Source organism: Sphingomonas rubra, assembly GCF_900115745.1.
Taxonomy (GTDB): domain Bacteria; phylum Pseudomonadota; class Alphaproteobacteria; order Sphingomonadales; family Sphingomonadaceae; genus Sphingomonas; species Sphingomonas rubra.
In genome coordinates this window covers 196,178-213,710 of sequence record NZ_FOXP01000002.1, presented here as the reverse complement: position 1 = coordinate 213,710, position 17,533 = coordinate 196,178, and the positions used below count along the sequence as shown (strand labels likewise).

General features: G+C 68.1%; 20 protein-coding genes and 1 tRNA gene. 6 read left to right on the top strand and 15 right to left on the bottom strand.

What is annotated here, in order from left to right:
• Positions 1 to 4: 4 nt before the first annotated feature.
• The 12 genes from rpsC to rpsL form a co-directional block, all read right to left on the bottom strand.
• Entirely contained in the window at positions 5 to 712 is a 708-nt protein-coding gene (gene rpsC / locus BM145_RS03520; protein WP_093331337.1) for a 30S ribosomal protein S3, read from the bottom strand.
• Positions 712 to 1,089 carry a 50S ribosomal protein L22 gene (gene rplV / locus BM145_RS03515; RefSeq protein WP_093331334.1) on the bottom strand — a complete coding sequence of 126 codons (378 nt, stop codon included), beginning with the start codon at positions 1,087 to 1,089 and terminating at the stop codon, positions 712 to 714. The genes rpsC and rplV overlap by 1 nt, the downstream gene beginning before the upstream one ends.
• Positions 1,089 to 1,364 (bottom strand): 30S ribosomal protein S19, encoded by a 276-nt coding sequence (gene rpsS, locus BM145_RS03510; protein WP_093331331.1) that lies wholly within the window; start codon positions 1,362 to 1,364, stop codon positions 1,089 to 1,091. The genes rplV and rpsS overlap by 1 nt, the downstream gene beginning before the upstream one ends.
• A gap of 3 nt (positions 1,365 to 1,367) precedes the next feature.
• Positions 1,368 to 2,207, bottom strand: coding sequence for a 50S ribosomal protein L2 (rplB, locus tag BM145_RS03505; protein ID WP_093331329.1), 840 nt, complete (start codon positions 2,205 to 2,207; stop codon positions 1,368 to 1,370).
• Positions 2,208 to 2,211: 4 nt separating this feature from the next.
• Positions 2,212 to 2,526, bottom strand: a complete 315-nt coding sequence (locus tag BM145_RS03500) for a 50S ribosomal protein L23 (RefSeq protein WP_093331326.1) — start codon at positions 2,524 to 2,526, stop codon at positions 2,212 to 2,214.
• Positions 2,519 to 3,145, bottom strand: a complete 627-nt coding sequence (rplD, locus tag BM145_RS03495) for a 50S ribosomal protein L4 (RefSeq protein ID WP_093331324.1) — start codon at positions 3,143 to 3,145, stop codon at positions 2,519 to 2,521. Before rplD ends, BM145_RS03500 begins: the two co-directional genes overlap by 8 nt.
• A 3-nt stretch (positions 3,146 to 3,148) precedes the next feature.
• Positions 3,149 to 3,994, bottom strand: a complete 846-nt coding sequence (gene rplC, locus BM145_RS03490; RefSeq protein WP_093331771.1) for a 50S ribosomal protein L3 — start codon at positions 3,992 to 3,994, stop codon at positions 3,149 to 3,151.
• 209 nt (positions 3,995 to 4,203) lie between these two features.
• Positions 4,204 to 4,512: a 30S ribosomal protein S10 gene (gene rpsJ, locus BM145_RS03485; RefSeq protein WP_007406109.1), complete on the bottom strand. Its 309-nt coding sequence runs from the start codon at positions 4,510 to 4,512 to the stop codon at positions 4,204 to 4,206.
• Between the two features lie 347 nt (positions 4,513 to 4,859).
• On the bottom strand, positions 4,860 to 6,053 hold the full coding sequence (gene tuf, locus BM145_RS03480; RefSeq protein ID WP_093331322.1) for an elongation factor Tu: 1,194 nt from the start codon (positions 6,051 to 6,053) through the stop codon (positions 4,860 to 4,862).
• Between the two features lie 218 nt (positions 6,054 to 6,271).
• A complete protein-coding gene (gene fusA, locus BM145_RS03475; RefSeq protein ID WP_093331320.1) occupies positions 6,272 to 8,368 on the bottom strand; it encodes an elongation factor G in 2,097 nt (698 codons plus the stop codon).
• Between the two features lie 97 nt (positions 8,369 to 8,465).
• Positions 8,466 to 8,936 carry a 30S ribosomal protein S7 gene (gene rpsG, locus BM145_RS03470; protein WP_093331317.1) on the bottom strand — a complete coding sequence of 157 codons (471 nt, stop codon included), beginning with the start codon at positions 8,934 to 8,936 and terminating at the stop codon, positions 8,466 to 8,468.
• A 55-nt stretch (positions 8,937 to 8,991) separates the two neighbouring features.
• Entirely contained in the window at positions 8,992 to 9,363 is a 372-nt protein-coding gene (rpsL, locus tag BM145_RS03465) for a 30S ribosomal protein S12 (protein WP_019516007.1), read from the bottom strand.
• A 233-nt stretch (positions 9,364 to 9,596) separates the two neighbouring features.
• Here rpsL and BM145_RS03460 point away from each other — a divergent pair, with 233 nt between their 5' ends.
• On the top strand, positions 9,597 to 10,199 hold the full coding sequence (locus BM145_RS03460; RefSeq protein ID WP_143090091.1) for a hypothetical protein: 603 nt from the start codon (positions 9,597 to 9,599) through the stop codon (positions 10,197 to 10,199).
• Here BM145_RS03460 and BM145_RS03455 read toward each other — a convergent pair.
• Entirely contained in the window at positions 10,196 to 11,209 is a 1,014-nt protein-coding gene (locus BM145_RS03455; RefSeq protein ID WP_093331768.1) for an alpha/beta fold hydrolase, read from the bottom strand. The genes BM145_RS03460 and BM145_RS03455 overlap by 4 nt on opposite strands.
• Positions 11,210 to 11,306: 97 nt before the next feature.
• On the opposite strand from BM145_RS03455, the gene BM145_RS03450 reads away from it, so the two are divergent.
• The 4 genes from BM145_RS03450 (at position 11,307) to BM145_RS03435 (ending at position 13,412) form a co-directional block, all read left to right on the top strand.
• Positions 11,307 to 11,383 (top strand) — tRNA-Trp (locus BM145_RS03450).
• Between the two features lie 66 nt (positions 11,384 to 11,449).
• Positions 11,450 to 11,848 carry an MAPEG family protein gene (locus BM145_RS03445; RefSeq protein ID WP_093331312.1) on the top strand — a complete coding sequence of 133 codons (399 nt, stop codon included), beginning with the start codon at positions 11,450 to 11,452 and terminating at the stop codon, positions 11,846 to 11,848.
• A 99-nt stretch (positions 11,849 to 11,947) separates the two neighbouring features.
• Positions 11,948 to 12,817 carry a cell wall hydrolase gene (locus BM145_RS03440; RefSeq protein WP_245739042.1) on the top strand — a complete coding sequence of 290 codons (870 nt, stop codon included), beginning with the start codon at positions 11,948 to 11,950 and terminating at the stop codon, positions 12,815 to 12,817.
• 43 nt (positions 12,818 to 12,860) lie between these two features.
• A complete protein-coding gene (locus tag BM145_RS03435) occupies positions 12,861 to 13,412 on the top strand; it encodes a DNA-3-methyladenine glycosylase (RefSeq protein ID WP_093331306.1) in 552 nt (183 codons plus the stop codon).
• 169 nt (positions 13,413 to 13,581) lie between these two features.
• Here the strand turns inward: BM145_RS03435 and glmS are convergent, their stop codons facing one another.
• Both glmS and glmU read right to left on the bottom strand, forming a co-directional pair.
• The gene (gene glmS, locus BM145_RS03430; protein ID WP_093331304.1) at positions 13,582 to 15,405 is read right to left on the bottom strand and encodes a glutamine--fructose-6-phosphate transaminase (isomerizing); all 1,824 of its coding nucleotides are present in this window, start codon (positions 15,403 to 15,405) and stop codon (positions 13,582 to 13,584) included.
• A gap of 20 nt (positions 15,406 to 15,425) precedes the next feature.
• On the bottom strand, positions 15,426 to 16,790 hold the full coding sequence (gene glmU, locus BM145_RS03425) for a bifunctional UDP-N-acetylglucosamine diphosphorylase/glucosamine-1-phosphate N-acetyltransferase GlmU (RefSeq protein ID WP_093331302.1): 1,365 nt from the start codon (positions 16,788 to 16,790) through the stop codon (positions 15,426 to 15,428).
• 60 nt (positions 16,791 to 16,850) lie between these two features.
• Here glmU and BM145_RS03420 point away from each other — a divergent pair, with 60 nt between their 5' ends.
• Entirely contained in the window at positions 16,851 to 17,525 is a 675-nt protein-coding gene (locus BM145_RS03420; protein ID WP_093331300.1) for an HAD-IA family hydrolase, read from the top strand.
• Positions 17,526 to 17,533: the final 8 nt, after the last annotated feature.

Sequence of the window (17,533 nt, the reverse complement as noted above, 5' to 3'; positions counted from 1 at the left end):
TCCCTTAGCGACGGTCGTCGCGCACCGGGCGCACGCCGGAGGTCTGAGCCTCCATCATGAGCCGGTCGGTCGCCATCGGGTCGTGACCCAGGATCTCGCCCTTGAACACCCACACCTTGACGCCGCAGACCCCGTAGGAGGTGTGCGCGGTCGCCTCGGCATAGTCGATGTTGGCGCGCAGCGTGTGCAGCGGCACCCGGCCCTCGCGGTAGCTCTCCGAACGCGCGATCTCCGCGCCGCCCAGACGGCCGCCGCAATAGACCTTGATGCCGTCGGCACCCAGGCGCATCGCCGACTGCACCGCACGCTTCATGGCGCGACGGAAGGCGATACGACGCTCGAGCTGGTCCGCGATGCCCTGCGCGACGAGGCGGGCGTCCACCTCCGGCTTGCGGATCTCGACGATGTTGAGCGAGACGTCCGACGCGGTCATCGCGCCGATCGTCTTGCGCAGCTTCTCGATGTCGCCGCCCTTCTTGCCGATGATGACACCGGGACGCGCGGCGTAGATCGAGATACGGCACAGCTTCGCCGGACGCTCGATCACCACCTTCGAGATCGCCGCCTGCGGCAGCGTCTTCATGATGTACTGGCGGATCTTCAGATCCTCCAGCAGCAGCTGGCCATAGGCAGCACCTTCGGCGTACCAGCGGCTGTCCCAGGTGCGGTTGATCTGCAACCGCATCCCGATTGGGTTGCTCTTGTGACCCATTATGCTTCTTCCTGCTCGCGCACGACGATGCGCAGACGGCTGAACGGCTTCAGGATGCGGGTGGACTTGCCACGGCCGCGGGTCGCGAAACGCTTCATGGTGATCGACTTGCCGACCGACGCCTCGTGGACGACGAGCGCGTCGACGTCGAGGTTGTGGTTGTTCTCGGCATTGGCGATCGCGGAGGCGAGCACCTTGCGCGCGTCAACCGCCATGCCCTTCGACGAGAAGGCCAGGATGTTGAGCGCGTCCGACGCCTTCTTGCCGCGGATCAGGCCCGCGACCAGGTTCAGCTTCTGCGCCGAACCGCGGATCTGCGTGCCGACCGACAGCGCCGACTTGTCGTCGACCTTGCGGGGGGATGCTGGCTTCGACATTAGCGCTTGCCCTTCTTATCGGCGGCGTGGCCGGGGAAGTAGCGCGTCGGCGCGAACTCGCCCAGCTTCATGCCCACCATATCCTCGTTGACGGACACGGGCACGAACTTGCGGCCATTGTAGACGTTGAACGTGAGGCCGACGAACGACGGCAGGATGGTCGAGCGACGCGACCAGGTCTTGATCGGCGAGCGGGCGCCGCCGTCCTGCGCGGTTTCCGCCTTCTTCAGAAGGCTCAGTTCGACGAACGGGCCCTTCCAGACTGAACGAGCCATGGTTTAGCCCTTCCTCTTGGTCGAATGACGCGACCGGATGATCATCTTGTCGGTCGACTTGTTGTGACGGGTGCGCGCACCCTTCGTCGGCTTGCCCCACGGGGTGACCGGGTGACGGCCGCCCGAGGTGCGGCCTTCACCACCGCCGTGCGGGTGGTCGACCGGGTTCTTGGCGACGCCGCGGGTCAGCGGACGCTTGCCCAGCCAGCGCGAACGACCGGCCTTGCCGAGGTTCGTGTTCTGGTTGTCCGGGTTCGACACCGCACCGACCGTGGCCATGCACTCGCCGTGGATGTAGCGCTGCTCGCCCGAGTTCAGGCGAACAATCACCATACCGCGATCACGGCCGACGACCTGCACGTAGGTGCCGGCCGAGCGGGCGATCTGGCCACCCTTCATCGGCTTCATCTCCACGTTGTGGACGATGGTGCCGACGGGCACCTGGCCCAGTTCCATGGCGTTGCCCGGCTTCACGTCGGTCTTCTTCGCCGCGACGACCTTGTCACCGACCGCCAGACGCTGGGGCGCGATGATATAGGTCTGCTCGCCATCGGCGTAGGAGACGAGCGCGATGAACGCAGTCCGGTTGGGATCATACTCCAGCCGCTCCACGGTGCCCTCGGCGTCCCACTTGCGACGCTTGAAGTCGATGAAGCGGTAGCGCTGCTTGTGGCCACCCGCGATACCGCGGCTGGTCACGTGACCCTTGTTGTTGCGGCCGCCGGTCTTGGTCTTGCCCTCGGTCAGCGCCTTGACGGGCTTGCCCTTCCAGAGCTGCGACTTGTCGACCAGCACCAGCCCGCGCTGGGCGGGGGTCGTCGGATTATATTGCTTGAGTGCCATGATCTCAGACCCCCGTCGTCACGTCGATCGACTGACCGTCGGCGAGCGTGACGATCGCCTTCTTCACGTCGGACTTCGTGTAGGGCGTGCCCTTCCACTTCTTGGTCTTGCCCTTCTGGACGATCGTGTTGACCCCCAGAACCTTGACCGAGAAGAGCGCCTCGACGGCGGCCTTGATCTCGGGCTTGGTCGCGTCGTTGGCGACGCGGAACACGACGGCGTTCTGCTCGGACAGCAGGGTCGCCTTCTCGGTGATGTGCGGCGCGACGATCACGTCGTAATGACGGTTGTCGATCGCCCCCTTCTGCGGCTTAGCCATTGAAGCGCGCCTCCAGCTTCTCGACCGCGGCGCGCGTGAGCACCAGCGTGTCTGCCTTGATGATGTCGTACACGTTGGCACCGACCGCGGGGAGCAGGTCGATCTCGTGCAAATTGCCGGCGGCGAACGCGAACGAGGTGTCGACCAGATCGCCGTCGATGACGAGCGCGCGCTTGCCGAAGCCGAGCCTGGCGAGATCGCCCTTCAGCGTCTTCGTCTTGCCACCCTCGACCGCCAGCGTGTCCATGACGACCAGCGAGCCCTGCTTGGCATGGCTCGACAGCGCCATCTTCAGGCCCAGCGCGCGAACCTTCTTGTTCAGCGACGGGTTGAAGTCGCGGACGCGGGCACCGTGGGCCTTACCACCGCCGATGAAGACGGGAGCGCGGCGATCGCCGTGACGAGCGGTACCGCCGCCCTTCTGGCGACCGAACTTCTTGCCGGTGCGCGCCACGTCGGCCCGCTCGCGGGTGCCGCGCGCGGTGGCACGGCGCTTTTCCAGCTGCCAGGTGATGACGCGGTGCAGGATGTCGGCGCGCGGCTCGAGGCCGAAGACCTCGTCGTTCAGCTCGATCTCTGCGCCGTTCTCACCGGAGAAGGACTTGGATTGAATCTTCATGGATCAGCCCTCCTTGCCGTCGGCCGCCGGGACGCTACCCGGATCGACTTCGCCCGCACCCGCGGCGTTCGAGGCGGCGACGCCGGCCTCGACTTCCTCGGCGCTCGGCAGCGGCGGCATCTCGTGGACGGCATCGCCCTCGACCGCGGCGACCACCGGCTCCTCATCATGCGCCTTGGCGCGCAGGCCCGCGGGGAACGGCGCGTCGGCGTGGATCGCCTCCTTCACCGCGTCCTTAACGAACAGCCAGCCGCCCTTCGAGCCGGGCACCGAGCCCTTGACGAAGATCAGGCCGCGCGCCGCGTCGGTCGACACGATCTCGAGGTTCTGCTGGGTGCGGTACTTGTCACCCATCTGGCCGGCCATCTTCTTGTTCTTGAAGACCTTGCCCGGGTCCTGGCGCTGACCGGTCGAACCGAGCGAACGGTGCGAGACCGAGACGCCATGCGTCGCGCGCAGACCGCCGAAGCCCCAGCGCTTCATGCCGCCGGCGAAGCCCTTGCCCTGCGTCCGACCCTGGATGTCGACGTACTGGCCGGCGACGAAGTGATCGGCCGACAGCTCGGCGCCGACGTCGAGGAGGTTCTCCTCGGTCACGCGGAACTCGGCCAGGATCGCCTTGGGCTCGACCTCGGCCTTGCCGAAGTGGCCGCGCTGCGGCTTGGCAACGTTCTTGGCCTTGGCGCTGCCCGCGCCAAGCTGGACGGCGGTGTAGCCGTCGGTATTCATCTCGCGGCGGGAGACGACCTGAAGCCCGTCGAGTTGCAGCACGGTGACCGGCACGTGCCGACCATCGTCCTGGAACAGGCGGGTCATCCCCATCTTCTTCGCGATCACGCCGGTGCGCATGATCCACACTCCTTACAGAGGCACGCGGGCGGAATTGCCGCACGTGCTTGCCAACCCGGTATTTGCAGAAGCGCCCCGTCCCGGGCTGGTGCTCTCGGCAATCTGCTAAGAACTGACGGGAGACGCTGGCCCGACAACCGTAGCCGTCGGCGGTATCTCAAAAAACACAAGCGCTGCGGGACCGGAGTCGACCGCAGCGCTCGCGGCCCTTAGGCCAGCTTGATCTCGACGTCAACGCCAGCGGCGAGGTCGAGCTTCATCAGCGCGTCGACCGTCTGCGGGGTCGGCTGCACGATGTCGAGCATGCGCTTGTAGGTGCGCACCTCGAACTGCTCGCGCGACTTCTTATCGATGTGCGGGCCGCGGTTGACGGTGAACTTCTCGATGCGGGTCGGCAGCGGGATCGGCCCGCGGATCAGCGCGCCGGTGCGGCGCGCCGTGTCGGCGATATCGCCGGTCGCCTGGTCGAGCACGCGATGGTCGAACGCCTTGAGGCGGATGCGGATGTTGCTGTCCATATGTCCCTACCGTGCGATGCGCCACGACCTCGGCCACCACCCCGGCCCAGAGGACCGAAGACTCGTGCCGCAGGCGCTACACCGGCGGGGCGAGGTTCCGGACGCGGGCTCCACAGGAACGATGCGTATCCGGAACGGCGGAGAAAGAGCCGTGACTCGAAAACTCGAAGGCGCGGCGCTTACCGCTGCCCTCTACTAAAAGCAACGCCCGACACCTCATTTCGAGGTGCCGGGCGGAACTTTTCACCATTTCCTCGTCGTGCCGGGCTTGTCCCGGCATCCAGAGCCGCGCGCGTGACGCTGCTTGGCCCTGGACCCCGGGACAGACCCGGGGTGACGGAGAAAGCTTACTTGGTGATGCCGCTGACGACGCCGGCGCCGACGGTACGACCGCCCTCGCGGATCGTGAAGCGCTGGCCGACGTCCATGGCGATCGGTGCGATCAGCTTGATGCCGAGCGCGACGTTGTCGCCGGGCATGACCATCTCGGTGCCCTCAGGCAGCTCGACGGTGCCGGTCACGTCGGTCGTGCGGAAGTAGAACTGCGGGCGGTAGTTGGCGAAGAACGGCGTGTGACGGCCACCCTCTTCCTTCGACAGCACGTAGACCTCCGACGCGAAGTCGGTGTGCGGCTTGATCGAACCGGGCTTGCAGAGCACCTGGCCACGCTCGACCTCGTCGCGGGCGACGCCGCGGATCAGCGCACCGACGTTGTCGCCAGCCTGGCCCTGGTCGAGCAGCTTGCGGAACATCTCGACGCCGGTGACGGTGGTCTTGCGGACCTCCGGGTGGATGCCGACGATCTCGACTTCCTCACCGACCTTGACGATGCCGGTCTCGACGCGACCGGTCACGACGGTGCCGCGACCCGAGATCGAGAACACGTCCTCGATCGGCATCATGAACGGCTTGTCGAGCGGACGCTCGGGCTGCGGGATGTAGTCGTCGACGGCCTGCATCAGCTCGGTGACCGCGTCCTGACCCAGCTTCTGGTTTGAACCCGACAGCGCGGCCGTGGCCGAACCCTTGATGATGGGGATGTCGTCGCCCGGGAACTCGTAGGACGAGAGCAGCTCGCGGATCTCGAGCTCGACGAGCTCCAGGATCTCCTCGTCGTCGACCAGATCGACCTTGTTCATGAACACGACCATCGCGGGCACGCCGACCTGGCGCGCCAGCAGGATGTGCTCGCGGGTCTGCGGCATCGGGCCATCGGTGGCCGACACGACCAGGATCGCGCCGTCCATCTGCGCGGCGCCCGTGATCATGTTCTTCACATAATCGGCGTGGCCGGGGCAGTCGACGTGCGCGTAGTGGCGGTTGTTGGTCTCGTACTCGACGTGCGCGGTCGAGATCGTGATGCCGCGCTCACGCTCTTCCGGCGCCTTGTCGATGTTGGCGAAGTCGACGGCGGTACCGCCGGTCGTCTCGGCCAGCACCTTGGTGATCGCCGCCGTCAGCGACGTCTTGCCATGGTCGACGTGACCGATGGTGCCGATGTTGAGGTGCGGCTTGTTCCGCTCGAATTTCGCCTTGGCCATGATTTCCTTGCCTTCTGGGTTTGGTTCCGGATTCGCTTCGGAGCCGCGCCGGACGCGGCCCTTTAGCGGGTCGTGTGTCGTATTGCCAGCCCCGTCGCCTGTGGGGGCTGACAGCGGAGTGAATCCGCTGTCTCGTCGGACGGGCTCGACTGCGTCGACCCGCCGGCCGGCCTCCTCGCGTCTCGGGGCTAGATTGCTCTAGCCCCGTGCGCTTCGGTTCAGGCCAATTTGGCCTTCACCTCGTCGGCGACGTTCTGCGGCACTTCGTCATAGTGCGAGAACTGCATGCTGTACTGCGCGCGGCCCTGCGTGAACGACCGCAGCGCGTTGACGTAGCCGAACATGTTGGCCAGCGGCACCATCGCCTCGACCGTCTGCGCGTTGCCGCGGCTGTCGGTGCCCTGGATCTGGCCACGACGGCTGTTCATGTCGCCGATGACGTCGCCCAGATAATCCTCCGGGGTGACGACCTCGACCTTCATGATCGGCTCGAGCAGCGTGATGCCCGACTTCTGCGCCGCTTCGCGCATCGCGCCGCGCGCACAGATTTCAAACGCCAGCGCCGACGAGTCGACGTCGTGGTAGGCGCCGTCGTACAGCACGATCTCGAAGTCGATGATCGGGAAGCCGACCAGCGAACCCGAGGCGGCCGTCTCGCGGAAGCCCTTCTCGATCGCCGGCAGATACTCCTTGGGGATGTTACCGCCCTTGATCTCGTCCTTGAAGATGATGCCGGCACCGCGCTCGCCCGGCGTCAGCTTCACCTTGACGCGACCAAACTGGCCGGTACCGCCCGACTGCTTCTTGTGCGTGTAGTCGATGTCGACCGGCTTCTTCAGGTACTCGCGATACGCCACCTGCGGCGCACCGACATTCGCCTCGACCTTGAACTCGCGCTTCATGCGGTCGACCAAGATCTCGAGGTGGAGCTCGCCCATCCCCTTGATGATGGTCTGGCCCGACTCGGCGTCCGACGACACGCGGAACGACGGGTCCTCGCGGGCGAGACGATTGAGCGCGACGCCCATCTTCTCCTGGTCGGCCTTGGTCTTGGGCTCCACCGACAGCTCGATCACGGGCTCGGGGAACTCCATCCGCTCCAGGATGATCGGCGCCGACTGCGCGCAGAGCGTGTCGCCGGTCGTCGTGTCCTTCAGGCCCGCCAGCGCGACGATGTCGCCGGCGAACGCCTCCTGGATGTCCTCGCGGCTGTTCGCATGCATCAGCAGCATGCGGCCGACCTTCTCCTTCTTGTCCTTCACCGAGTTCTGGACCTGCGTCGCCGCCTCCAGCTTGCCCGAGTAGATGCGCGCGAAGGTCAGCGTGCCGACGAAGGGATCGTTCATGATCTTGAACGCCAGCGCCGAGAACGGCGCCTCGTCCGAGGACGGACGCTCGTCCGGCGTCTCGCCGTCGAGCTTGACGCCCTTGATCGCCGGCACGTCGAGCGGCGACGGCAGATAATCGACCACCGCGTCGAGCAGCGGCTGCACGCCCTTGTTCTTGAACGCCGAGCCGCAGACGATCGGCACGAACGCCATCGACAGCGTGCCCTTGCGGATCAGCTTCTTGAGGTCGGCGACCGACGGCTCGTTGCCCTCGAGATACGCCTCCATCAGGTCGTCGTCCTGCTCGACGGCCATCTCGATCAGGTCGCTGCGATACTTCGCGGCCTTCTCCTTCAGGTCGTCCGGAATATCCTGATATTCGAACTTCGCGCCCAGGCTCTCTTCCAGCCAGATGATCGCACGGTTCTCGACCAGGTCGACCAGGCCCTTGAAGCCGCCCTCGATACCGATCGGCAGATACAGCACCGCCGGACGCGCGCCGAGACGCTCGATGATCGAGTCGACGCAGAAGTAGAAGTCGGCGCCGGTACGGTCGAGCTTGTTGACAAAGCACATCCGCGGCACGCCGTACTTGTCGGCCTGGCGCCACACCGTCTCCGACTGCGGCTCCACGCCCGCGACGCCGTCGAAGCACGCGACCGCGCCGTCGAGCACGCGCAACGACCGCTCCACCTCGATGGTGAAGTCGACGTGGCCGGGGGTGTCGATGATGTTGATGCGGTGCTCGGGGCCCTTGCCCTCTTCCGCGCGCCACACGCAGGTCGTCGCGGCGGACGTGATCGTGATGCCGCGCTCCTGCTCCTGCTCCATCCAGTCCATCGTCGCGGTGCCCTCATGGACCTCGCCGATCTTGTAGGACTTGCCGGTGTAATAGAGGATGCGCTCGGTCGTCGTCGTCTTGCCGGCGTCGATGTGCGCCATGATGCCGATGTTGCGATAGAGTTCGAGCGGATGGCTGCGGGCCATGGGAGGTGCTTCCTTGCAGATGTGGGGAGCAAGAGCATCCGCTCCGGCTCCCCACGATATGGTGTTCAGAACGCGGGCGAAAAGTCCCGCATCGCGTTTACCAGCGGTAGTGCGAGAAGGCGCGGTTCGCTTCCGCCATGCGGTGCGTGTCCTCGCGCTTCTTCACCGCGTTGCCGCGGTTGTTCGATGCGTCCAGCAGCTCGCCCGACAGGCGCGCGGCCATCGTGTTCTCGCTGCGGTTGCGCGCCGCCGAGATCAGCCAGCGGATCGCCAGCGCCTGGGCACGCTCCGGACGGACCTCCACCGGCACCTGGTAGGTCGCACCGCCGACGCGGCGGCTGCGGACCTCGATGCCCGGCTTGATGTTGTTCAGCGCGTCGTGGAACACGCCGAGCGGCTCGCGCTTGGCGCGCTGCTCCACGGTCTCCATCGCGCCGTAGACGATCAGCTCGGCCACAGACTTCTTGCCGTCGTACATGACGGAGTTCATGAACTTCGACAGCACCTCATCCCCGAACTTGGGATCAGGCAGGATTTCCCGCTTCTCGGGACGACGACGACGAGCCATTACAAATTCCTTCTAAACTTCAGCCATGCGAGGATCGGTTAAAGAACCGACCGGCTTACTTCGGACGCTTCGCGCCGTACTTGGAGCGGCTCTGGCGACGATCCTTGACGCCCTGCGTATCGAGCACGCCGCGCAGGACGTGATAGCGAACGCCGGGAAGATCGCGGACACGGCCGCCGCGGATCAGGACCACCGAGTGCTCCTGGAGGTTGTGACCCTCGCCCGGGATATAGCTGATGACTTCGCGCTGGTTGGTCAGGCGGACCTTGGCCACTTTGCGCAACGCCGAGTTCGGCTTCTTCGGGGTCGTCGTGTAGACGCGGGTGCAGACGCCGCGCTTCTGCGGGTTCTGCTCCATCGCAGGGACCTTCGACTTGGCCTTCTGCGGGTCGCGGCCCTTGCGGACCAGCTGGTTGATCGTGGGCATTGAAGCCTTCACCTTCCTGAGGGTTACTTTGCTGGAGCCACCTAGAATACAAAAAGGCCCTGACGGACGCGCATGCGCATCCTGAGAGGCCCCATCGATCCCAGCAATGTTCAAGCTGCCGCCCGAAGGCGTGGAGCCCCCGGAATGCAGGCGCGCCTATACGAAGGAAGCCGCCGCCGGTCAATCGGGCAGACTTAACGCCGTCGCAACCGGTGTCGCGCGATACGCGGTCCATGCCGCCGCTACGTTTCGCCATGATCGCCTTGGTCGCCGCCGGCGCGCTGTCGGGCGGCGCGTTGACCCCGACGGAAGTGCTGAGCGTGACCGGCAGCGCCGCCGCGCTCGTCGCCGCGCGCGAGCGGCGGCATCGCGACATGGCGTTGGCGGCGGGGATCGCGGCCGGCGCGTCGACGGTTGGTCTCGCGCTGCTTCCCGTGCTGCTCGGCACCGCCATCGCGCACCGAGTCGCCCGGGCGATCCTGCCGCCGTTCTCGCTCGCCGCAGCGGCCGTCGCCTGGTCGGTCGACGCACACCCTCTCCCCCGCGCGTCGCTGGGAACATGGCTGCCCGCAGATGCGAACATCCTGCTGCTGGCGACGGCGATCGGCCTGGCCGCGTGGATCGCCGCGAGTTGCGCTGCACGGCGCGCGTCGCCACGCGAGCAGGACGCCGCGGCGCTGTTCGCCACGTTGGTGCTGCCGATCCTGGCGCCGATCGGGATCGAGGCGATCGGATTGGCGGTCGCGCTCGCCCTCGGCGGCACCCGGCTGACGCTGTGGCCGATCGCGCGCGCCGCGAACGACGCGCCCCTGCCGCTCCGCCGGATTTCGACCTAGCCGCGCGGCGGCGCCAGCGTCGCGAGCAGCGTCCGCTCGAACCGTGCAGGGTCCTCGACCTGCGGCGAATGGCCCAGCCCCTCCAACCGGACGAGCGTGGCCTTCGGCATGGCCCGCGCGGCGGCGGGCGCGACGATCGGGATCGCCTGAAGGAAGCGGCGCAGGTCGGGCGGCGTCTGCGCCCGGCCGAACGCGGTCTTGTCGAGCGTGCCGACGATCAGCGTCGTGGGCGGCGTGATGCGGTAGAGTTCGTGCGCGACGGACTGCGTCTTGATCATCTCGCTGGTCTTGGCCTGGGCCAGCGCCACCTGCTCGCGGCCGGCGCCCGCGTACATCCCCGCCTGCATCCATACCCAGCGGTCGTACGCGGGCTTCCACTGCCCGTGGTAATAGTTTTCCAGCTGATACGCCTTGATGCTGGCGTAGCTGGTCTTGCGCTCGCCCGCCCACAGCGTGTCGACGTCGACGTACGGAAGCCCCATTTCCGACCGGTCCTTGAGGCCGAGCGGATTGACCAGCACCAGCCGCTCGACCTGGCCGGGGTACATGATGGCGAAGCGCATCGCGAGCATCCCGCCCATCGAATGGCCGACCACGTGCGCCCTGGCGATGCCGCGCGACTCCATCAGCCGTCGGGTGAAGCTCGCCAGCATCTCGAAGCTGTACTGCGCGGCGCGCGGCTTGGACGATTTGCAGAATCCGATCTGATCGGGAACGAGGACGCGATACCCCGCCGCGGACAGCGCCCGCGCACTCGACTCCCACGTCGCCCCGCAGAAGTTCTTGCCGTGGAGCAGCACCACGCTGCGCCCGTTGGGCCGCGCGGGGGCGAGGTCCATGAACGCCATCTCCGCCGGCTGGCCGACGACGTCCACCGTCATCGTCTGCACGGGCCAGGGATAGGTGAAGCGTTCCAGCCGGGGACCGAGATCGGGCTGCGCCGTTGGCGCCTGCGCGCCCGCCCCGCTGGCCGCGATCGCCGCCAGCGCCATCCATAACCGGTACATCATCGTCACTCCCTCGCCCCCAAGTCCTAATCGATCGACCGGGCGAGGCAACCATCCGCTTGCCGAGCGGCCCCGATGCGGGTAAAGGCCGCCACCGCACAGGGGTGTAGCTCAGTTGGTTAGAGCGTCGGTCTCCAAAACCGAAGGCCCTCGGTTCGAGTCCGAGCTCCCCTGCCATCCTCCCTCGCCGGACCCGATCGTCGCAGCGCTCGTTGAGCGGACGACACGGCGAGGACATGACGCATGGCACCCCTCCCCCTTGAACTAACGCTGCTCGGCTGGTCGGTCGTGCTGCTGCTCGCGCATCTGGCCCTGCAAGGGCAGACGATGACGCGCGAGCGTGGCTTTGCCTGGGGCGCAGGCGCGCGCGACGGGAACGCCGAGCCGCTCGGGCGCATGGCTGGTCGCGCCGAGCGGGCGCTGCGCAACTTCGGGGAAACCTACCCCGCCTTCATCGCCTTGGCGCTGGCACTGGCGGCGAGCGACCGCACGGGCGGCCTCGGGGCGCTGGGTGCCGCGGTATGGTTTGCGGCCCGGATCTGCTACATCCCGCTTTATCTGTTCGGCGTACCGTATCTGCGCAGCCTCTGCTGGCTGGTGTCGATCCTGGGCTTGCTGCTGATGCTGGTGAAGCTCCTCTAGGTTAACCGGACGACAAGTATCGTCGCCTAACCGGAGGTCATGGAACCGACGGTATGCGCGAACAGGGCGCGATCGAGCAGCGTGACGGCAGGCATCGGCTTGGCCGCGCTCATCGGGTCGACATCGTGCGTTCCCGAGCCCTCCCGGCCGGCCGCCGCGCCCGTCCACGTCGCCGATGCGCGGGCTCTGCTCGACGGCCTGGCGCTCACCTCCTCGGTCGTCGCCAAACCGGATCGGTCCATCGGCGGACCGGCGGTGGCGACACCGCGAGCCGCACCGCCCTTCGTCGCCGCCGCCCAGAACCAGGCCGATGCTGACCGGGCGCTGGAGTGCCTGACGACCGCGGTCTACTACGAGGCAGGATCGGAGTCCGAGGACGGCCAGCGCGCGGTGGCGCAGGTGGTGCTCAACCGCGTCCGCGATCGCGCCTTCCCCGCCAGCGTCTGCGGCGTCGTCTATCAGGGATCGCAGCGGCGGACCGGCTGCCAATTTTCCTTCACCTGCGACGGATCGCTGAACCGCCCGCGTCAGCCCGCCGCCTGGAACCGGGCGCGCGCGGTCGCCGAGGCGGCGCTCGCCGGATCGGTCTACGCGCCGGTCGGCGGGGCGACCTTCTATCACGCCAATTACGTGATGCCGTGGTGGGCCGCGAGCATGACGCGGATCACCACGATCGGCGCGCACCTGTTCTACCGCTGGCGCGGCGCGATGGAGCGGACGCTGGCCTTTCGCCAATCCTACGCGCAGGTCGAGCCCAACCCTCCTGTCCCTCGCGCCACCGTCGCGGCCGAATCGGCGATACGAAACACGTTGGTCGATCACGACGCGGTGACGGTACATCGCGGCTCCGCGAGCGCGACGCCGATGCTCGTCTCGGCCGGCGTCCGCATCCATCGCGGCGCGCTGCCCGATCTCGATCTGCCGCGCGCCGACGGCGCCCGGATCAGCGAGGAGGACGGCGCGATCTGATCGGCCGTGACGTCGCGCGTGCCATGCGCCATGGCCGTCGGCGATGGATCACGCCTTCTTCGACCGTCCTGTTCTCGACGTCGCCCGTGCCTTGATCGGCGCGACGCTCACCGTCGACGGTGTGAGCGGGACGATTGTCGAGACGGAAGCCTATCACGCCGGCGACCCGGCCGCGCACAGCTTCGCCGGCCGCACCGCGCGCAACGCGGCGATGTTCGGGCCGCCGGGCCGCGCCTATGTTTACCGCAGCTACGGCCTGCACTGGTGCATGAACGTCGTCGGCGGGGCCGAGGAGGCGGCGGCGGTGCTGATCCGCGCGCTCGAGCCGACGATGGGTCTGGAGATCATGGCGGCGCGGCGCGGCACGGCCGATCCGCGGCTGCTCTGCTCGGGGCCGGGGCGATTGTGCCAGGCGCTCGGCATCACTGGCGCGATGGACGGATCGCCGCTCGACGCACCGCCGTTCGCGCTGGTCCTGACCGACGCCACCCCGCCGTTGCTCGTCGGGCCGCGCATCGGCATCACGCGCGCGGCCGACGAGCCGTGGCGCTTCGGACTGGCCGGCTCGCGCTTCCTGAGCCGACCGTTCCGCTAGGCCGGATCGATATCCAGGTTCTTGCACCGGAGAAAAGCCGTCATGCCGGGCTCGTCCCGGCATCCAGGGCCAAGCAGGACACCCCCCTGTGGCTCTGGATGCCGGGACAAGCCCGGCATGACGAAGAAGGGAAGGTCGCAACAGCCCGGATGTGATCGGGCCTAGCGGATCACTCCACCGTCACCGATTTGGCGAGGTTGCGCGGCTGATCGACGTCGGTCCCCTTCTGCACCGCCACGTGGTAGGCGAGCAGCTGGATCGGCACCGCGTAGACGATCGGCGCGATCAGCGGGTGGACGCGCGGCAGCGCGATCGTCGCCGCGCAGCCCGCCCCCGCCTCGGCGATGCCGTCCTCGTCGGAGATCAGGATGACGCGGCCGCCGCGCGCGCGCACCTCCTGCATGTTCGACACCGTCTTCTCGAACAACGGCCCCGACGGTGCGATGACGATCACCGGCACCGCGTCGTCGATCAACGCGATCGGCCCGTGCTTCATCTCGCCCGCCGCGTAACCTTCGGCGTGGATGTAGCTGATTTCCTTCAGCTTCAGCGCACCTTCCAGCGCCAGCGGGTAATCGGTGCCGCGGCCGAGATAGAGCACGTCGCGGGCGGGAGCGACCTGCGTCGCGACCTGCTCGATCGCCTCGTCCAGCGCCAGGGCGGCGTTGAGCGAGGCGGGCGCCTCTGCCAGATGCTCGACGATCGCGCGCTCGTCCTCCCGGCTCAGCCGCCCCTTGGCCCGCGCCAGATTGGCGGCGAAGGCGGCGAGCACCGCCAGCTGGCAGGTGAATGCCTTGGTGGAGGCGACGCCGATCTCCGGCCCCGCATGCGTCGACAACAGCAGGTCCGCCTCGCGCGCCATGGAGCTGGTCGGCACGTTGCACACCACCGCGATCGTCTGCCCCTCCGCGCGCGCGTGGCGCAGCGCGGCGAGCGTGTCGGCGGTCTCGCCCGACTGCGAGATGAACAGCGCCAGCCCGCCCGGCTCCATCACCGGCGCGCGGTAGCGGAACTCGGACGCGACATCGAGGTCGACGGGCACGCGCGCGAACTGCTCGAACCAGTAGCGCGCGACCATGCCCGCGTAGAAGCTGGTGCCGCACGCGACGATCGTCACCCGCTTCACCGCCGACAGGTCGCCCTCGGGGATCGGCAGCGTCACCCGCTCGTCCATCCGCTGGAGATACGAGCGCAGCGTCTGCGCGACGACGATCGGCTGCTCGTAGATCTCCTTCAGCATGAAATGCCGGTGATTGCCCTTGTCGACCACCTGGCTCGACACGCCGGAATGGACGATCGGGCGCTCGACGCGCTGGTTGTCGCGGTCGAAGATCTCGACGCCGTCGCGGCGCACCACCGCCCAGTCGCCCTCGTCGAGATAGGCGATCCGCTGCGTCAGCGCGGCGAGCGCGTGCGCGTCGGAGCCGAGGTAATTCTCGCCCTCGCCGTATCCAACCGTCAGCGGCGCACCGAGACGCGCGCCGATCAGCAGGTCCGGCTGGTCCTTGAACATCACCGCCAGCGCGAACGCCCCATGCAGGCGCGGCAGCACCGTCGCCATCGCGTCCGTCGGCGAGGCACCGCGCTGGCGCTCGCGGTCGACGAGGTGCGCGACCACCTCCGAATCGGTCTCCGACAGGAAGGTGCGGCCGTCCGCGATCAGTTCGTCACGCAGCGGCTTGAAATTCTCGATGATGCCGTTGTGCACCACCGCCACGTCGCCGGCGATATGCGGGTGGGCGTTGTCCTCGGTCGGGCCGCCGTGCGTCGCCCAGCGGGTATGGGCGATGCCGATGACGCCCGGCAACGGATCGGCGGCGAGCCGCTCGGCCAGGTGCGCGAGCTTGCCCGGCGCACGGCGACGATCGAAATCGCCATCGTGCGCGGTGCAGATGCCCGACGAATCATAGCCGCGATATTCGAGCCGCTTGAGCCCGTCGAAGAGACGCGGAGCGACCTTGGCCTGACCGAGGATACCGACGATGCCGCACATGTGGGGTGATACTCCGTATTCTACCGGGCAGCCTTACGCGCCGCCATGATCTCGCGAAAGCGCCTCGCCCAGCCGGGCTTGGCGACCTGCGGCGGACGAACCAGGACAAGCGCGTCGGCCGCAACGTCGGCCGTCACCACCGATCCTGCCGCGACGATCGCGCCCGCCCCGATCGACACGGGCGCGACCAAGGCCGAGTTGGAGCCGATAAAGGCGCCCGCCCCGATGCTCGTTCGGTATTTGAGGAAGCCGTCATAGTTGCAGGTGATCGTGCCCGCGCCGATGTTCGCACCCGCGCCGACCTCGGCATCGCCGAGATAGGTCAGGTGATTGGCCTTCGCCCCCTCGCCCAGCGTCGCCTTCTTCACCTCGACGAAGTTGCCGACCTTGGACTTAGGCCCGAGCACCGCGCCGGGGCGGAGGCGGGCATAGGGACCGACCTCGGCACCCTTGCCCACGGTGGCGCCCTCCAGATGACTGAACGTGCGGATCGTCGCGCCGTCCGCCACCGTCACGCCGGGGCCGAACACCACGTTCGGCTCCACGATCACGTCGCGGCCAAGCACCGTGTCGTGCGCGAACCACACCGTCTCGGGCGCGACCAGGCTGGCACCGTTCGCCATCGCGGCGGCACGGCGGCGGCCCTGCCACGCGGCCTCCACGGCGGCGAGTTCGGCGCGGCTGTTGACGCCCGCGACCTCCGCCTCGTCGGTCTCGATCACCGCCGAGCCGCGCCCGTCGGCGGCGGCGAGCATCACCAGGTCGGGCAGGTAATATTCGCCCGCCGCATTGTCGTTGCCGACGCGCGCGAGCAGCGGCCACAGGTCGGCCGAGCGCACCGCCATCAGGCCGGAGTTGCACAGCGTCTCGGCGCGCTCGGCCTCGCTCGCGTCCTTCCACTCGACCATGCGCGCGATCCGCCCGTCCGCGTCGGCGATGACCCGACCATAGGCCGCCGGATCGGCGGGGCGGAAGCCGAGCACCACCGCCGCCGGCGCGTCGGGCGCGTGCAGCCGCTCGACCATCGCGCGCATCGTCGCAGGGCCGACCAGCGGCACGTCGCCGTAGAGGATCAGCACGTCGCCGTCGAAACCCGCCAGCGCGTCCCGCGCCTGGCCGACCGCGTGCGCCGTGCCGAGCTGCTCCGCCTGCAGCGCGGTCTTGGCGCCGAGCGGCGCCACCGCCGCCTCCACCTGTTCGGACAGGGCGCCGGTCACCACCACCACCCGCTCCGGCGCCAGATCGCCGACTGCGGCCAGGAGGTGGAGCAACATCGGCCGCCCCGCGACCGGGTGCAATACCTTGTGCAGATCGGACTTCATCCGCGTGCCCTTGCCGGCGGCAAGGACGATCGCGGCCAGGGGAGTGCCGGAATTGTCGCTCATCACCGCCGCGGTGCCACGAAAGTCTTGCCATTTCCAGTGTGCCGCTGGCAGGCGCGGACCATGACCTCTCCTTTCGACATCGTCGGTTTCGACATGGACGGCACGCTGCTCGACACCAGCGGCGACCTCGCCGCCGCGGTCAACCACGCGCTGGCGAGCGCCGGACGGCCGCCGCTGACGGTGGCGGCGATCAAGCCGATGATTGGTGGCGGCGCGCGGCACATGCTGGCGCAGGGCATGGCGGCGACCGGCGGTTGCGACGACGACGAGCTGGACGTGCTGCACCGCAGGCTGCTCGATCATTACGAGGCCAACATGGTGGTCCACACCGCCCCCTACCCGCACGCGCTCGACGCGCTGGACGCGCTGGCGGCGCGCGGCGTGCGCCTGGCGGTCGTCACCAACAAGATCGAGCGCTACGCCGCGGAAGTGCTCGCCACGCTCGGCCTGTCCGATCGCTTCGCCTGCCTGATCGGCGGCGACACGCTGGGCGCCGGCAACGCCAAGCCGTCGCCCGCCCCGATCCACGCCATGATCGAGCGGTGTGGCGGCGGGCGGGCCGCGTTCGTCGGCGATTCGATCTACGACGTGCGCGCGGCCAAGGCGGCGGGCGTGCCGGTGATCGCCTGCGCCTTCGGCTTTCTCGATCGCCCGGTGGCGGAGCTCGGCGCGGACGCGACGGTCGACGATTATCGCGAGCTGCTGCCGACGCTGGAACGCCTCGCCGCCGCGTGACGCGGGTC

Excerpts from the sequence above, each read along its gene's own strand:
- rpsC (WP_093331337.1), bottom strand. The coding sequence starts at position 712 with ATGGGTCACAAGAGCAACCCAATCGGGATGCGGTTGCAGATCAACCGC.
- BM145_RS03435 (WP_093331306.1), top strand. The coding sequence starts at position 12,861 with ATGGATCACGCCTTCTTCGACCGTCCTGTTCTCGACGTCGCCCGTGCC.
- BM145_RS03500 (WP_093331326.1), bottom strand. The coding sequence starts at position 2,526 with ATGGCTAAGCCGCAGAAGGGGGCGATCGACAACCGTCATTACGACGTG.
- rpsJ (WP_007406109.1), bottom strand. The coding sequence starts at position 4,512 with ATGGACAGCAACATCCGCATCCGCCTCAAGGCGTTCGACCATCGCGTG.
- rplC (WP_093331771.1), bottom strand. The coding sequence starts at position 3,994 with ATGCGCACCGGCGTGATCGCGAAGAAGATGGGGATGACCCGCCTGTTC.
- rplV (WP_093331334.1), bottom strand. The coding sequence starts at position 1,089 with ATGTCGAAGCCAGCATCCCCCCGCAAGGTCGACGACAAGTCGGCGCTG.
- tuf (WP_093331322.1), bottom strand. The coding sequence starts at position 6,053 with ATGGCCAAGGCGAAATTCGAGCGGAACAAGCCGCACCTCAACATCGGC.
- glmU (WP_093331302.1), bottom strand. The coding sequence starts at position 16,790 with ATGAGCGACAATTCCGGCACTCCCCTGGCCGCGATCGTCCTTGCCGCC.
- BM145_RS03455 (WP_093331768.1), bottom strand. The coding sequence starts at position 11,209 with ATGATGTACCGGTTATGGATGGCGCTGGCGGCGATCGCGGCCAGCGGG.
- BM145_RS03445 (WP_093331312.1), top strand. The coding sequence starts at position 11,450 with ATGGCACCCCTCCCCCTTGAACTAACGCTGCTCGGCTGGTCGGTCGTG.
- fusA (WP_093331320.1), bottom strand. The coding sequence starts at position 8,368 with ATGGCCCGCAGCCATCCGCTCGAACTCTATCGCAACATCGGCATCATG.
- rpsS (WP_093331331.1), bottom strand. The coding sequence starts at position 1,364 with ATGGCTCGTTCAGTCTGGAAGGGCCCGTTCGTCGAACTGAGCCTTCTG.
- rplB (WP_093331329.1), bottom strand. The coding sequence starts at position 2,207 with ATGGCACTCAAGCAATATAATCCGACGACCCCCGCCCAGCGCGGGCTG.
- rpsG (WP_093331317.1), bottom strand. The coding sequence starts at position 8,936 with ATGGCTCGTCGTCGTCGTCCCGAGAAGCGGGAAATCCTGCCTGATCCC.
- glmS (WP_093331304.1), bottom strand. The coding sequence starts at position 15,405 with ATGTGCGGCATCGTCGGTATCCTCGGTCAGGCCAAGGTCGCTCCGCGT.
- rpsL (WP_019516007.1), bottom strand. The coding sequence starts at position 9,363 with ATGCCCACGATCAACCAGCTGGTCCGCAAGGGCCGCGACCCGCAGAAG.
- rplD (WP_093331324.1), bottom strand. The coding sequence starts at position 3,145 with ATGAAGATTCAATCCAAGTCCTTCTCCGGTGAGAACGGCGCAGAGATC.
- BM145_RS03420 (WP_093331300.1), top strand. The coding sequence starts at position 16,851 with ATGACCTCTCCTTTCGACATCGTCGGTTTCGACATGGACGGCACGCTG.
- BM145_RS03460 (WP_143090091.1), top strand. The coding sequence starts at position 9,597 with ATGCCGCCGCTACGTTTCGCCATGATCGCCTTGGTCGCCGCCGGCGCG.